This is a genomic window from Allobaculum sp. (genome assembly GCF_047010065.1).
GTDB lineage: Bacteria > Bacillota_I > Bacilli_A > Erysipelotrichales > Erysipelotrichaceae > Allobaculum > Allobaculum fili.
The window spans coordinates 1-14,493 of record NZ_JBKXLD010000061.1 but is presented as its reverse complement, the minus strand read 5'-3'; the positions used below and the strand labels follow the sequence as shown (position 1 = coordinate 14,493).

Genomic DNA, 14,493 nt, shown 5'->3' with positions numbered 1-14,493 from the left:
AAAGCTATACGCAAGAAGCCACTATGGAAACCAACGATCGCGTTAGATCGTTATGCTGGAAGACTGATGTTTGTTTTTGGAAGATCCATTCAAAAAATCTAAGTATGGTGGCGATAGCCTGCAGGATACACCCAGAAACATATCGAACCTGGCCAGTTAAGCTGCAGAACGCCGACAATAGCCGCAAGGCAAAGATAGGAAGCTGCCAAACAAAATGAAATCCCCGAAAGGTAAAGGAGAAATCCGATATCGTTCGGGGATTTTTCTACGTTTGAAGCGGTCTTTGATGAAGAAGCAAAAATCCGGCTTACGATCGGCGCCTGGATTGTTTGTGCGCCTTCCACACCTGATAGAGAATGTCCTTCAGAGCCAGCATGGCATCCTGTTCGCCAAATCCGTAATCGATTTTGAGCGCGTCCAGCAGACGCTCGATTTCATGGGCATACCACGATATGTTGACCTGATTCGGGTACTCGGCCAGAATGGGATACTTTTTCGCCCAGACGTTCGTCCAGTCGATTTTATCTGTTAGTGAATCGCTGGAGCGTTCGATCGCCTGCTCGATTTCTTCTTTGTCCAGATCGAACTGGATGAGTTCGTCAAGACTGAGATGATAGAGAGCGGCCATCTTTTTGGTCTGGCGAAGATCCGGAACGGTTTCGTCCGTTTCCCATTTGGATACGGTCTGGCGGCTGACGCCCAGTTTTTCCGCAACGTCTTCCTGAGAAAGGCCCTGCTTCTTTCTGGCCTGAAATAAACTGCTGCCTAACGTCATGTCTTTCCTCCTGTTTTGTCTGAACAAAGTATAGAAGATGCCGGGATCCCTCTCCACCGTCCAGAGAGAGCTGTTGCGTCCGAAAACGTAACGAGCTGGTTTATTTGCGGTTTCTTCCGGACAGCCAGAACATTCTTGCTGCCCGGAAGCGCCCAAAAGGAAAGCCCCTGTTTTTTGAAGAACGCCGTCGCGGTTCACGGATTTGGCTGGCTGTTCGTAGGATCGCGTGCGCTCATAAGTTATAATATGGAAGTTCATATTTCGTTTGTTCAAACGAAAGTGCAGAAAGGAACCATGATATGAAGAACTGGAAACGTATGCTTTCTCTCGTTCTCTGTGCCAGCTGCATGATGCCTGTGAGCACGGTATCCATGTTTGCTCAGGAACAGACCGATTCCCTTACAGACATTCCGACGGACAGTGTGGAAACACCGGATGAGGGAGATGATTCCTCTTCCGATACCGATTCCGAAGACAAACCCGGAAACGAAGTCGATGCGACGGTTTACGACTGGTACAAAGATCCGAAAACCGTTTATGAAGTCAAGCTGTATCAGGATGACCTGGCGAAACTGACCAGCAAGGATGAAACGGAACAGCAGGCGATCCGACAGGAACAGGTACGCGCCGCAAAATTCCTGGAAGATCATGAATATGTGGAAATGCACCGCCTCTACAACCCGAACAGCGGCGAACACTTTTATACGTCTGATGAAGACGAATTCAGCTACCTTGTCCAGGCGGGCTGGAACGATGAAGGCATCGGCTGGCTTGCTCCGCTCAGCGGCGGTAAGGAAGTCTATCGTCTGTACAACCCTAACGGGGACCACCATTACACCATGGATGCCAACGAACGCGATTTCCTCGTTTCGGCAGGATGGAATGATGAAGGCATCGGCTGGTTTTCTGCCGATGAAGAAGACGCGCCGAACACTCTTCCGGTTTATCGTCAGTACAACCCGAATCAGTTCATGAATAACCATAACTATTCCACGGATGCCCGGGAACACCGGATGCTGACGCAGAAACTGGGCTGGAACGATGAAAATATCGGCTGGTATGCTATTTCTCCGGTTTCCGTTGTGGAACAGTCCGACCACACGTTCAAAGTCTATGACAACAAGACGATGGAACAGCTGGAAGGCGAGCAGAAAGTCGGCGGACAGGTAATGATCCTCGATCCGAAAAACGACGGAAAATCCGTAATCGGTCTGTATAAAACCGAGGACAGCGTTTACCTCTATGACGAAAACGGCTTTCAGTCCTACGGTCTGAAAGAATACGGCGGCGATACGTATCTCTTTGATATCGATACCGGAAAGGCAACCGTCGGCGATTACCTCATGGATGAAAACGGCGAAAACCCGCGCTATGTGACATTTGATGAAGAAGGACGCATGCTCAAGGGCGTAACCGTCAACGGCATCAAGTACGACCAGGACGGTACGAAGCTGACCTTGACCCCAGACGAAAGCCTCATGCTTGAGTGCCTGGCGGTATACCGCGATGCAGGACGTGAACTGCGCGATATTTACGACTGGACATGGAACACCATTCGCTACATTCCTTCCGATAAGGAAAAGGATGTGCCGTCCGATATGACGGCTCTCCAGCATCTGGCTACGCTTGGCTTTACGGATCGTTCCGGAAGTGCAGCCGTCTTTGCGGCGACTTTCGGCACGCTGGCCAAAAACCTCGGCTACGATGTACAGGTCATCAGCGGCGAACTCCGCACGCAGAGCGGCTGGTCCGATCACAGCTGGGTAAAAATCAAGCTGGACGGAAACGAATACATCTTTGACCCGATGCTCGAACGTGCACTGAAAGGCGATGGCAATCTCTGCTGGATGCAGAACGCCGAACGTCCGAAATATCAGTACAAAGAAGGCTTCGTTCAGGAATAAGCCGAGTGAAGGATCTTCACAGACAGAAGATCCGTTTTGAAAAAAATATTTAGTTCTGCAGGCGAAATCGTCTGGATTGAGAAAATCTGGGCGGCTTCGCTTTTTTTGCCCGTTGGCCTTTTCTGTTCCGGTCTTTAAAGGAAGGCGGTTTTCCAAAGCCGGGAAGAGGTTTGAACAATCCGTCTGGATACCGTATCGAAATGCTTGGTGAGTGAAAACGCTTAAAACGGCGAGCGGTTTGTTTTTTATTCCAGTGGGGTGGTCAAACTGCGCGAAGTGCAAAAAGAATGATTAATATAATTCTGAACAAATTAAACAGCCCGCCAAAAAGGCAGAAGGCAAACGTTTCAAAACAGAACAGAAACGCGGCTGAACAGAACAGGCAGAACGCCCAGGAGGAATAGAGCAGACTATGCAGAAACCATTTCGATTTGATCTTCACATGCATTCCGACGCATCGAGCGATGGCCAGTTTACCCCGAAGGAACTGATCGATATCGCCAGAGAAAACGGCATGAACGCGATTGCACTGACCGATCACGATACGCTCAGAAACACAGACGAATTTGCAAAGGAAGCGAAGAAAGCCGGAATCGATACAATTATTGGAATCGAAGTTTCGACGCTGTATAAAGGGGAATATTCCGTCCATCTACTTGGCTATAACGTAGATCCCGAAGATTCATGGCTGAATTCTCTGGAAGCCATGCAGGACGAAATTCGCCGAACGACCTTTCATACCCGCGTGGAAAAACTTTGCCGCAAATACAATCTGACGGTCGACGAAGAAGAAGTTTTGCGCCAGGCTGGGGATAAAAACCCATGGTTTACGCTGATGGATGTCGTTTTTCAAATGCCGGAAGCGCAGAACATTGAAGACTTTCAGGATTACCTGCCTGGCGGCAAACGCTGCTCCCCGGCGCCTGTCAATTTCTACTGGGACCGCTGCGCCACACCGGACAGCGATCTGTATGTACGTGTAGATGCGCCCGATCTTTTTGAAGCCATCGATCGCGTGCATCAGGCCGGCGGCATCGCCGTTCTTGCCCATCCGTTCCGTACGTTTGATCACAAGGATGAAGAACTTGAGAAGCTGATCGAAAGCGGACTGGACGGCATTGAAGCCTATTCCAACTACCATTCTCCCGAACAGATCGATTACTACCGCACGTTTGCGGAAAATCACGATCTGATGATTACATGCGGATCTGATTTCCACGGCGAAAAGAAACCCGATATTGTCATGGGCGACTATCACCTGGATCGGGACGGAACCCCGTATTTTGAACGCTTTTCCAGAACGCTCAGCCAGCACAAGAACAGCGCGAAATAGATCGCAGTAAGGCAGTATGATAACAAACGAACTGGCTGGTTGACGCAAGGCGGATTGCCATAAGATAAACGTGAATAAGCAAAGCCCTGCGGACATGGATCCAGAACACTGGACGGAAGCCGGCAGGGCTTTTTGTGTACAAAAAAGGCGGGATTGCTCCCGCCTAATTTGTTTTGATCGATAATTTTACTCTAATTAGTCACCAAGGGTAACAGCACCAGTTGGGCAAACGCCAACGCAAGCGCCGCAATCGATGCATACATCAGCATCAACTACTGCTTTGCCGTCTGGAAGGGTGATAGCACCAGTAGGGCAAGCGCCTTCGCAAGCACCGCAACCGATGCAGAGATCATCATTAACTACAGCAGCCATTGTAAAGTCTCCTTTCGTTTGGTCCTCTCCATTATAGAAAAAATCCGGGGATCGAGAAACGTTTTTATCCCCGTTTTAGTTAGCCCTAACATACAGTCGCAAAGCTCTGGAAATTCCATGTAAGGGATACCAGTCGAGTTTAAGGAAACTTCAAAGGACGAAATCGGGAAAGGGCGGGCATCGCCGGCAGGCAAAAAAATGAAGAATGGTACGCTTAGGACAGCATTATCCGAATCGCTTTAGCGCGTCGGAAGCGCTTTCGGATCCTTAGTCCGGACAGATGCGGACAATTTCGTCAAAACGACACTTTCCCCGGTTTGCCTATGGAAATGAGGAATAGAAAGACTAAGATCAAAAGCATATAACAGGCATACCCGCACGGGCATGCAAGATAAACAGGAGTGATGAATATGGGTTTTAAAGAAGCAGCTACGCAGACATCGATTCATACGATGGTCAACTATATTAACGGAAATCCGCAGAAAAACCTGCCCCGTCTGATGGCTCTGATCAACACGGTAATGAAAAACGATACTTCATTTCCGGGCCCCCGGGCAGCGATCACAAAAGTTGTCAACGATCCCGACAACAATCTGAACAAACTGCTGTGCAATATTTTTGAAGATGTGGATACCGGCGTCATCAAAAAAGCCTTCACAAACTTCGTAATCAACGCCAACTTTATTGGCTGGGAAAGACAGCAGAAAGTCCGTGAAGAATATGGATGCAATGTCCCCTGGACGATCCTTCTTGACCCGACAAGCGCCTGCAATCTGCACTGCACCGGATGCTGGGCAGCCGAATATGGAAACAAGCTGAACCTGTCCCTGGATGAAATCGATGACATCATCCGCCAGGGCAAGGAAATGGGCGTTTACTTCTATATTTATACAGGCGGTGAACCGCTGGTTCGTAAGAAAGACCTGATGGAAATCTGCCGTCGTCATAACGACTGCGTCTTCATGTCCTTCACCAACGGTACGCTGATCGATGACGCGTTCGCGGAAGAAATGCTGGAAGTGAAAAACTTCTTCCCGGTTATTTCGGTTGAAGGCCTCGAAGAAGCCACCGACTTCCGTCGCGGAGAAGGCGTTTATGGCAAAGTTCTGAAAGCCATGGATATCCTCCATTCCCACAAGCTGCCAATCGGTATCAGCTGCTGCTACACATCGAAGAATATTCCGTCCATTGTTTCGGATGAATTCATCGATGAAATGATCAGCCGCGGCGTAAAATACGCCTGGTTCTTCCACTACATGCCAGTCGGTAACGATGCTGCAGTCGAACTGCTGCCGTCTCCTGAACAGCGTGAATACATGTACCACCGTATTCGTGAAATCCGTGAGACTAAGGAAATCTGGCCAATGGACTTCCAGAACGACGGTGAATACCTCCAGGGCTGCATCGCCGGCGGACGCCGCTACTTCCATATCAACGCCAACGGCGATATGGATCCATGCGTATTTATCCACTACTCGGATTCCAACATTCGCGAAAAGACCATCCTCGAAGGACTCTGCTCGCCAATGTTCATGCAGTATAAAAACCATCAGCCGTTCAACGGCAACCATTTAAGACCGTGCCCAATGCTGGAAAACCCGCATGCGATCGGTGAAATGGTTCATGCTTCCGGCGCACATTCCACAGACCTGGAATCTCCGGAATCGGTAGAACACCTGATGGAAAAGACCGAGGAATATGCGAAAAACTGGAAACCGGAAGCAGACCGTCTGTGGAAGATTTCTCACCATACTCCGTACAAGGAAACGCATGAATACATCATGTCCCGTGAGGAGTATGAACAGACTGTCGTTCCAAAACTGAACCGCCAGATCGACGAGTATACGCCGGATTCCTTGCGTTCTTCGATAAAATAACCTGCCTTCTAAGCGGAGAATGGTATCTCATACGAAAATCCATTGCAGAACAAAACGCAGACTTTGATTCATGGAATCTGTTATGGCAGTGCCAGGCGCGAATGCCCGGGCACTGCCATTTTTTTCGGCGGATTCGGTAAAATGGAATCGTCCAATCGGAAATACGAAATACGCACCACAAAGCAATAGAAAAACGGAAACCATAGAGAAAGAGAAAACTTTGGAGAAAACAGAAAGGGGAGCGTGAGATGATTCGAGGGGTGATTCTGGATGGAGACGGAACGATTCTGGACTCCATGGGGATTTGGAAAAACTTTGCCAGAGACTGCCTGAAGGAGCTGAAAATCGAGGATCCGGACTTTCCGCAGGAGCAGATTGAGGATGCGTCGCTCAAAGAAGCCGCGCAGATTTTTATCGATCACTACCGGCTCGATCAAAGCGTTGAGGAAATGCTGGAATTTTTTCAGGAACGGCTGCGCTGGATTTATGCCCATAGTGTAGAGCTTCTTCCCGGGGCCGCTAAGTTTCTGGCTGAGCTGGAAGAACGAAAGATTCCGTGCATGATTGCTACAGCAGGCGACGAAGTGTGTGTTCGATCGGTGCTGCGCCGCTATGGACTGGAACCGACGTGCGATGGTGTGTTTGACTGCACCAGCGTGCGCATCGGCAAGACGGATCCGGCTATTTACGATCTGGCCAGAAGAAATATGCATCTGACAAAGGAAGAGGTCATGGTTTTTGAAGATGCGCTGTACGCCCTGCAGTGCGCCAGCGAAAACGGCTATCCGTGTATCGCCATCTGTTCAGAATACGATCCGGAATACGAAGAAAAGAGCGCCTGTGCGCTCTGGACAATGCCCGATTATAAAGATATGGACCGCTTCTGGAAGCTTTGCGAAGAACCGGAAGAAGATAGGTCCACCCGATAAACCAAACAGAAAAGCCAGTGCAAAGCCGGGCGTTCCTGCGTACAACAGAAGATCCTTGCGTTCGGACCAGCCCTGGACGATCCAGATTCGAAAAGGAAAATGCAGAGGGATTTTCGCCTCTGCATTTTTTGCCAACGAATGAAAATGAATAAAAAGAACAGCGAAACACGTTCATTCCTCTATACAATTGAATCAGGGACCCATTCGCTTCATAACTGAGCCAGAAAAGGAATACGTCCAGCCGTATTCAATTCAGCTTTCCTGGCCTGAACATTAAGCGGAAAGGGATCGGAATCCATTAAACACTTTGTGAGGAGGGTCGTTATGCAAAAGTCTTCTGGTCTTTGGAACACCTTGCTTTTTGTACTGCTGCTGGTTCTTGTCGTGATGTTTGCGATACAGAAGCAGTATGTCTTTGCAGCCAGCCTGTTTTATGGTGCGGCCTGTACAATGATTTCTCTGCGTCCGCTTCCTTCAAAATCCGTCAAAACTGTATCCATCGCGGTCGCTGCTCTGATCGGCGTCGTTCTGGTCTGTCTGGCTTTTGTCGTCGATAATCCGTATCCGTACGAGAATATCTGCAGCGCGGCGGTTGTGATCATTGGTCTGGGTCGGATTTGCTGGACAAAAACGTCTAATGAAGAATCGATCGCAAAGGCGAGATAAACCGGCTCACGCAACAGCGTCGTGCCGAACGTCTCTGTAGCGATTCGAGTCGAGCCGTCTGGGAGATTCTTCTTGCAGTGAAAAGAAAGACACTGAAATGGAGTCCATTGTCGAGCTCCGTGACGGATACAGAGCGATCCATTCAGGAAATAGGCAAATCGAAAAGCTGAGAAATGAAAAACTGAGAAATAGAGGAACACGGATTCATTCGGATTCGGGCATAGAAAAGCGAAGGCCTTGACTGACCTTCGCTGTTTTTCATTTTGAATGTGTGCTGCAGAAAATGAAATTCCGACGGCTTGTTATCGGCTTATACGCAGCCCTGGGCTTTCATTGCCTGAGAGACTTTGAGGAAGCCGGCAATGTTGGCGCCGATTACGTATTCATCAGGATGACCGAATTCTGCAGCGGTGTCTCGGCAGTTTTCGAAGATGCCGACCATGATGCCCTGGAGCATTTTGTCGACTTCTTCTGCAGACCAGCTAAGATGTTCTGCGTTCTGGCTCATTTCCAGACCGGAGCAGGCAACGCCGCCGGCGTTGGATGCTTTACCTGGAGCGTAGTAAACGCCGTTGGACATCAGATAGTGGATGGCTTCTGGAGTGGTTGGCATGTTCGCGCCTTCGCATACGCAGAAGACACCGTTTTTAACGAGCGCTTTCGCATCTTCGAGATCGAGTTCGTTCTGGGTTGCGCAAGGCAGAGCAATGTCGCAGGGAATAGACCATGGACGCTGACCTTCCATGTAAACCGCATCGGGATGGGTTTCACAGTATTCTTTAATGCGTCCGCGGCGAACTTCCTTGATTTCCTTAACGCTGGCCAGATCGATGCCGTTAGGATCGTAGATCGAGCCGTTGGAATCGGAGAGCGTAACGACTTTCGCGCCAAGCTGCTGAGCTTTCTGCGTAGCGTAGATCGCAACGTTTCCGGAACCGGAAATATCCACGGTTTTGCCTTCGAAGCTCATGCCCTTGTTCTGGAGCAGAGCCTGTGTGAAGTAGCAGAGGCCGTAGCCGGTAGCCTCGGTACGAACGAGGGATCCGCCGTAGCTCAGACCTTTACCAGTCAGAACGCCGGACCATTCGTTGGTGATTTTCTTGTACTGGCCGAACATGTAGCCGATTTCGCGTGCGCCAACGCCAATGTCGCCGGCAGGAACGTCGGTGTTCGGACCGATGTATTTATAAAGTTCAGTCATGAACGACTGGCAGAAACGCATGATTTCTCCATCGCTCTTTCCTTTCGGGTTGAAGTCTGCTCCGCCTTTACCGCCGCCCATGGGCAGAGTAGTCAGGGAGTTTTTGAAGACCTGTTCAAATCCAAGGAATTTGATGATGGAAATATTTACGCTCGGGTGGAAACGCAGACCGCCTTTGTAAGGGCCGATGGCGTTGTTGAACTGTACGCGGTAGCCGCGGTTTACCTGGGTTTTGCCCTGGTCATCTACCCATGGTACGCGGAACATGATCTGACGATCCGGTTCAAGCATGCGTTCGAGAACTCCGTCATCGAGAAGTTCAGGTTTTTTGTCCTGAATAACCTGGAGGGATTCGAAGACTTCTTCGACAGCCTGAAGGAATTCGGGATCGTTGGGATTTCTCTTTTTTACGGTTTCGTATAAAGCTTTGAGATCAGCCATAAATCCTCCTAAAAATTGACTTTGACATTATAGCATTCTGAAAAACATGCAAGATAACTTGTGAAAATATTTTCAGAATCTTGGAAAATTTTTTGCGAATTTACACAAACACAGCCATTTTTCTGGCCAAAAGTGAAAAAGCAGTCTGGAAGATACCCTGTATTCGGGAAATTGCGCCGGGAAAAACGTTGATTTCTTCAAAAAATGATCTTTTTGTTTTTTGATCGACGAACGCTATATCGAAAATTTAGCCAAATTCATCAAATCGTCCAAAAGAGCGAAAACTGTTCGAAAATGATCGATTTGCATCGTTGGGCTCCAAATCTTTCAAACCGGCACCGCTTCCTGACTGTTCCAGCTGCAGCTTTAGCAACAGAGTCCGATAGAACAAAACAGCATAAAGCAGAAGGCAACGAACAAAGCGAAAGGGAATAGAACAAAGGAGTAGAAAATCGGATTCGTCAGGCTTCCGCTGGAAATACAGCGGACCAGGTCGATGCCAGATGAGAAAAGCAGAATGAAAAACAGAAGGCCGTCCTGCAGTAAGGACGGCCAGTATTTTTTGCGATGAGAACTCAGCGTTTTGGCGCCCGACGATGACTGACGAAGTTGAGCCCAAGCAGTACGGCCATTCGCGGCAGTTCATAAAAGAGAATGCGAATAAGCAGAGCGAAAAGAATCAGCCAGCGAAGCACGAAAATTGAATTTGTCTTTTTGCGGCGGCCGCCTTTTCCTTTTTGCTTATGCATTGGACTGCGTCGGCAGACCGACCAGCCGGTAATAGACGTTGGCCGTCAGCCGATAAATGATGATATAGAACAGGGCGAACACCGCAATGACGCCAGCTGTTGCCAAGAAGTAGATCGACATCGCGCTCGGACTCAGAATGTCGATGATTCTGGAAAGCATCGTGTAGGCAAAGCCCATATGAACGATCGCGGTGACAAGCGGCAGGAAGAACATGACGAGAACCTGTTCGTTAATCATATGCTTGATCTGTTTTCGCTCCAGCCCGACTTTCTGCATGATCGCAAAGCGCTTCTGATCGTCGAATCCTTCGGAAATCTGCTTGTAGTACATGATCAGAATCATAACCAGCGTAAAGAGCGCACTCAGATACAGACCCGCAAACAGGAAGGCAGCATAAACGCTCAGTCCTTGTCGGCGATCCACTTCTCGAAAAGACAGGGAATACTGCAGACCTGCCAAATCAGCATTCGGATCCGTTCCATGCGCAGTCAGAAAGGCATCCAGATTCAAATTGTTGGTGAAGGCATCCGAAGCTTCCATAAACATATCGTCGCTGACCGATTCCGGAGAAGCGGCGGAACGGGTGATTCCGTCCTCAAACTGGACGGTCCAGGAAGGATAGATTGAAGCATCCTGCGAAGCGTTCAGTTCGAGCGCAAACCAGCGGCTTTGCGTGTCGCTTAAAAAGCGATGCGTAATCGAGTCCGGCAGCGCGAAATCGGCACGAACGACTTCGAACGTTTCTTTCGTATCTTCGTTCGTCAGTTTCTGACCGTTCGAAAAACGGGAATCGAACGCAAGAATCTGATGATCGCCCAGAGAAATATTCTGACCGCTTAGCCGGTTCAAATCGGCGAGATCGATAATTTCGGCTGTGACCAGTTTGTTCTGTTCATCGTGATAAGAAGCAAAGGCTTCCTGATACGTCACTGGATTTTGCGGATGCAGGCCGGCTTTCGCCGCTGCATGCATCGTGATCGCCTGCAGTTCGAGAGAATCCCGAGAAGGGACGCGGCTTGCGTACGGAATGTTCAGATCCATATTGAGCATGGCCGTTCCGGAATACTTGGCATCAAGCGCCGAATTCATCCCCGCAAAGAGTGTGATGACAGTAGAGAGGGTAACGAGAACCATCGTGGAAAGAATGGCCAGACTCGCCAGAGACGCTGCATTGGCTTTCAGGCGATACTTCATTGTGGAAATGGAAATGAAATGGCTAGGCTGATAATAAAACGACTTGTTTTTCTGCAGGCTGTTGAGGATTACCGTCGAGCCGAAAATAAACAGAAGATACGTGCCGATAATGACGCAGACGACAGCGGCGAAAAACAGGAAGAGAGCCTGTACGGGATCTTCGATCGTTACCGCCATCCAGTAGCCTGACCCCAGACTGCATACGCCAAGCACCGCAAGAATCCAGCGGCTTTTTACCGGCTTTTCCGAAGTCGATTTAGTTTTCATCTCTTCGAGCGGATTGTGGCGAAGCAAGGAGAAAAGCGTAACCGCAAGAAGAATCAGATAGCACACCCCGATCCAGAGCGCGGTTCCCCAGACGGCAGACCAGGTCAGAGAAAATCCCTTTGGAATGTTCAGGGGAAGCATCAGTCCCAGAACCAGAAGGAGAATCTTATCCAGAACGATGCCCAGCAGAATGCCGATGACCAGCGAACTGGCATAGCTGATCAGCAGTTCGTAAAAGATGATGCGCATGAGATGGCGCTTTTCCATCCCCAGAATGGAATACAGACCGTTTTCCTGTGCCCGGTTTTTCATCCAGACGCTGTTGATATATAGAAAGATGAGAACGGTAAAGAACTCAACGACGTGAACGCCCAGATTCAGGGTCGTGAGCATAGTCGTTTCGCCAAACGTTCCATCAAAGACCGAAGAGACGCTGAGGGAAAGCAGCGAGTAAAGCATCATGACCATCAGCGAACTGCCCGCGATGAACGGAACGGTAATCCGGCGGCTTTTCTGAATCGACTGCCACGCCAGAGACCAGTAAAGGAAGCGATGCATCAGGCGTTCTCCCTGGAAGACATCACCGTCAGCGTATTAGTGATCTTCTCGTAAAACTGTTCCCGGCTCTGGGATCCGCGGATCAGCTGATGAAAAATCTTTCCGTCGCGAATGAACAGAATGCGGCTCGCGTAGCTGGCCGCCATGACGGAATGGGTAACCATGACAATGGTCTGGCCCTGCTTGTTGAGCGTTTCAAATAGCTCGAGCAGTTCCTGCGAACTGCGGGAATCCAGGGCGCCCGTCGGTTCATCGGCCAGCATCAGTTCCGGTTCGGTAATCAGCGCTCTGGCTGCTGCAGCGCGCTGCTTCTGACCGCCGGATACTTCGTATGGGTACTTTTTCAGCAAAGGCGTCAGGCCAAGCTGTCTGGCCAGCGGCTTGAGATGGGCTTCCATTTCGGAATAGCGTGCCTTGTTTAAAACGAGCGGGAGCAGAATGTTGTCCTTGAGGGTAAACGTGTCGAGCAGGGAGTAATCCTGAAACAGGAACCCAAGATGATTGCGTCGAAAAAGACTGAGTTCCCGGGCGGGAATCGAGGAAGCTTCCCGGCCGTTAATTTTGACGGAGCCGCGCGTCGGCTGATCGAGAACCGCCAGAATATTGAGCAGAGTGGATTTGCCCGATCCGCTCTCCCCCATGATGGCGACATATTCCCCGGCTTCCACCGAGAAGGTAACATCGCTGAGCGCTTCTACAACGACCGAGGAGAAGCGGGATTTATAAACTTTCTGAAGATTAGCAACTTCCAGTACAGACATGATTTCGTCCTCCTTGCCTTCAAGGATAGAAAAAGAATCCTATTTGTCCTATCGATCCTTCTTACCCTTTCCTTACGGGCATGACACGGAAAACTCATCTAAAAAAAGGCAGTAAGAAAATCCCGTGATCGAGACACGATCGGGAAGGGCTATAAAATAAAAAGAATCCGGGAAGTTCACCCATCCGGCAATAGAATTCAGGAGGGGCAACCGCAATTCGCTTTAGATAAAGAGAAAATGAACGGGATCGACGGCACAGGCGATCAAATCCGCTTAAGAACAGCCGCGAGAAACAAAAATCCGACGCGAGGAAAGACGGGTTTGTCTCCTTTGAGGACTTGAAAGATGATGCCGGGCAAAACGGCGGAGAACGGAGTGACAAACCGTTTGGATTTTCCAAACAGAAACGCGGGATCCCCGATTTGGCAGAGAGTGAGTCCAGATTGTCGAAAAGAACTGGATTTGTGACAAAATAGAAGACAGGAATATCGAAAGATTTAGTAGGAGGAACTGAATATGAAAATCGCACTTGCGAACGATCATGCCGCAGTGGCCATGAAAAACGAAATCATGAAGATGCTGGAAGACGAAGGCTGCGAAGTCATCAATCTGGGAACCGATACAAACGACAGCGTTGACTATCCAGACTATGGAGCCAAATGCGCCAGAGCGGTCGTAAACGGGGAAGCCGATCGCGGCATCGTGATGTGCGGTACCGGTGTAGGAATTGAAATCGCCGCAAACAAAGTCCCGGGCATTCGCTGCGGACGCTGCAAGGACGTGACGGACGCCAGACTGATCCGTGAACATAACGACGCCAACATGATGAGCATGGGTGCACGTACAACAGGAATGGAAACCGCAAAAGATATCGTCAACACCTTCCTGACCACACCGTTCTCCAACGGAGCCAACCATATCCGCCGCATTCACAAACTGGCTGTACTCGACGGATCGGCAAAGGAATAAAAGAAATAAAGAAAACGAAGATCCGATAAAAGACCCGATAATAAAGAAAAGGAAGCAGAGAAAGGCACGGGTGCACAGCCGGTCTGAGTCTCTTCATCAAAGTCAAAACAGCGCTGTCCGGGCGGAACGAATCCGCTGCAGACAGCGCTTTTCTATTTCTAAAAACGACATCGCTGTTTTCACTGTTTTCCGCCTGCTCAGCCGGAAACGTATCTGGAGCAGAAAAAGAAGAAACGAAGCGATAAGCAGCCGCCTGGAGCCTCTGTGCGCTCGATGAGCCGAAAATCTTATGCTTGCTTTCTTTTCAAAGCGATGATAAGATAACGGAGCACTGTGAAAATATATTTTCCCAGCACTGCATATCCCTTTAAATATCAACGAAAATGCATTAAGTGAAATAAATAAAATATTTCACAAAACATGTTGACAGAGATGTTTGACGATGATATGATAAACAAGCCTTGTGAGAGACATCGAGTTTTTCACAAACAGATGG

Annotated in this window: 12 protein-coding genes; 6 read left to right on the top strand and 6 right to left on the bottom strand. The window is 49.3% G+C overall.

From position 1 onward, the window contains the following. Positions 1–307: 307 nt before the first annotated feature. Positions 308–775 (bottom strand): helix-turn-helix transcriptional regulator, encoded by a 468-nt coding sequence (locus ACLUYS_RS06540; protein ID WP_412659422.1) that lies wholly within the window; start codon positions 773–775, stop codon positions 308–310. Positions 776–1,074: 299 nt separating this feature from the next. Here ACLUYS_RS06540 and ACLUYS_RS06535 point away from each other — a divergent pair, with 299 nt between their 5' ends. Further along, on the top strand, positions 1,075–2,679 hold the full coding sequence (locus tag ACLUYS_RS06535) for a transglutaminase domain-containing protein (protein ID WP_412659421.1): 1,605 nt from the start codon (positions 1,075–1,077) through the stop codon (positions 2,677–2,679). A 412-nt stretch (positions 2,680–3,091) separates the two neighbouring features. Next, positions 3,092–4,012, top strand: a complete 921-nt coding sequence (locus tag ACLUYS_RS06530; RefSeq protein ID WP_230268307.1) for a PHP domain-containing protein — start codon at positions 3,092–3,094, stop codon at positions 4,010–4,012. Positions 4,013–4,207: 195 nt separating this feature from the next. Here the strand turns inward: ACLUYS_RS06530 and ACLUYS_RS06525 are convergent, their stop codons facing one another. Then, complete coding sequence (locus ACLUYS_RS06525) at positions 4,208–4,384, bottom strand: DUF362 domain-containing protein (protein ID WP_230268306.1); 177 nt, start codon at positions 4,382–4,384, stop codon at positions 4,208–4,210. Positions 4,385–4,794: 410 nt separating this feature from the next. Here ACLUYS_RS06525 and ACLUYS_RS06520 point away from each other — a divergent pair, with 410 nt between their 5' ends. The 3 genes from ACLUYS_RS06520 to ACLUYS_RS06510 all read left to right on the top strand — a co-directional run bounded on the left by ACLUYS_RS06520 (position 4,795) and on the right by ACLUYS_RS06510 (position 7,856). After that, positions 4,795–6,261, top strand: coding sequence for a radical SAM protein (locus tag ACLUYS_RS06520; RefSeq protein ID WP_288340206.1), 1,467 nt, complete (start codon positions 4,795–4,797; stop codon positions 6,259–6,261). Positions 6,262–6,509: 248 nt separating this feature from the next. Next, positions 6,510–7,190 (top strand): HAD family hydrolase, encoded by a 681-nt coding sequence (locus ACLUYS_RS06515; protein WP_230268303.1) that lies wholly within the window; start codon positions 6,510–6,512, stop codon positions 7,188–7,190. 324 nt (positions 7,191–7,514) lie between these two features. Then, complete coding sequence (locus ACLUYS_RS06510; RefSeq protein ID WP_288876507.1) at positions 7,515–7,856, top strand: hypothetical protein; 342 nt, start codon at positions 7,515–7,517, stop codon at positions 7,854–7,856. 310 nt (positions 7,857–8,166) lie between these two features. Here the strand turns inward: ACLUYS_RS06510 and gdhA are convergent, their stop codons facing one another. The 4 genes from gdhA to ACLUYS_RS06490 form a co-directional block, all read right to left on the bottom strand. After that, positions 8,167–9,498, bottom strand: a complete 1,332-nt coding sequence (gene gdhA / locus ACLUYS_RS06505; protein ID WP_230268301.1) for an NADP-specific glutamate dehydrogenase — start codon at positions 9,496–9,498, stop codon at positions 8,167–8,169. A 575-nt stretch (positions 9,499–10,073) separates the two neighbouring features. Then, on the bottom strand, positions 10,074–10,247 hold the full coding sequence (locus ACLUYS_RS06500) for a hypothetical protein (RefSeq protein WP_230268300.1): 174 nt from the start codon (positions 10,245–10,247) through the stop codon (positions 10,074–10,076). Then, complete coding sequence (locus ACLUYS_RS06495) at positions 10,240–12,267, bottom strand: FtsX-like permease family protein (protein WP_412659420.1); 2,028 nt, start codon at positions 12,265–12,267, stop codon at positions 10,240–10,242. Before ACLUYS_RS06495 ends, ACLUYS_RS06500 begins: the two co-directional genes overlap by 8 nt. Further along, complete coding sequence (locus ACLUYS_RS06490) at positions 12,267–13,028, bottom strand: ABC transporter ATP-binding protein (RefSeq protein WP_230268298.1); 762 nt, start codon at positions 13,026–13,028, stop codon at positions 12,267–12,269. The genes ACLUYS_RS06495 and ACLUYS_RS06490 overlap by 1 nt, the downstream gene beginning before the upstream one ends. 516 nt (positions 13,029–13,544) lie before the next feature. On the opposite strand from ACLUYS_RS06490, the gene rpiB reads away from it, so the two are divergent. Further along, positions 13,545–13,997 (top strand): ribose 5-phosphate isomerase B, encoded by a 453-nt coding sequence (rpiB, locus tag ACLUYS_RS06485; RefSeq protein ID WP_288340194.1) that lies wholly within the window; start codon positions 13,545–13,547, stop codon positions 13,995–13,997. Positions 13,998–14,493: the final 496 nt, after the last annotated feature.

Excerpts from the sequence above, each read along its gene's own strand:
- ACLUYS_RS06540 (WP_412659422.1), bottom strand. The coding sequence starts at position 775 with ATGACGTTAGGCAGCAGTTTATTTCAGGCCAGAAAGAAGCAGGGCCTT.
- ACLUYS_RS06535 (WP_412659421.1), top strand. The coding sequence starts at position 1,075 with ATGAAGAACTGGAAACGTATGCTTTCTCTCGTTCTCTGTGCCAGCTGC.
- ACLUYS_RS06530 (WP_230268307.1), top strand. The coding sequence starts at position 3,092 with ATGCAGAAACCATTTCGATTTGATCTTCACATGCATTCCGACGCATCG.
- ACLUYS_RS06525 (WP_230268306.1), bottom strand. The coding sequence starts at position 4,384 with ATGGCTGCTGTAGTTAATGATGATCTCTGCATCGGTTGCGGTGCTTGC.
- ACLUYS_RS06520 (WP_288340206.1), top strand. The coding sequence starts at position 4,795 with ATGGGTTTTAAAGAAGCAGCTACGCAGACATCGATTCATACGATGGTC.
- ACLUYS_RS06515 (WP_230268303.1), top strand. The coding sequence starts at position 6,510 with ATGATTCGAGGGGTGATTCTGGATGGAGACGGAACGATTCTGGACTCC.
- ACLUYS_RS06510 (WP_288876507.1), top strand. The coding sequence starts at position 7,515 with ATGCAAAAGTCTTCTGGTCTTTGGAACACCTTGCTTTTTGTACTGCTG.
- gdhA (WP_230268301.1), bottom strand. The coding sequence starts at position 9,498 with ATGGCTGATCTCAAAGCTTTATACGAAACCGTAAAAAAGAGAAATCCC.
- ACLUYS_RS06500 (WP_230268300.1), bottom strand. The coding sequence starts at position 10,247 with ATGCATAAGCAAAAAGGAAAAGGCGGCCGCCGCAAAAAGACAAATTCA.
- ACLUYS_RS06495 (WP_412659420.1), bottom strand. The coding sequence starts at position 12,267 with ATGCATCGCTTCCTTTACTGGTCTCTGGCGTGGCAGTCGATTCAGAAA.
- ACLUYS_RS06490 (WP_230268298.1), bottom strand. The coding sequence starts at position 13,028 with ATGTCTGTACTGGAAGTTGCTAATCTTCAGAAAGTTTATAAATCCCGC.
- rpiB (WP_288340194.1), top strand. The coding sequence starts at position 13,545 with ATGAAAATCGCACTTGCGAACGATCATGCCGCAGTGGCCATGAAAAAC.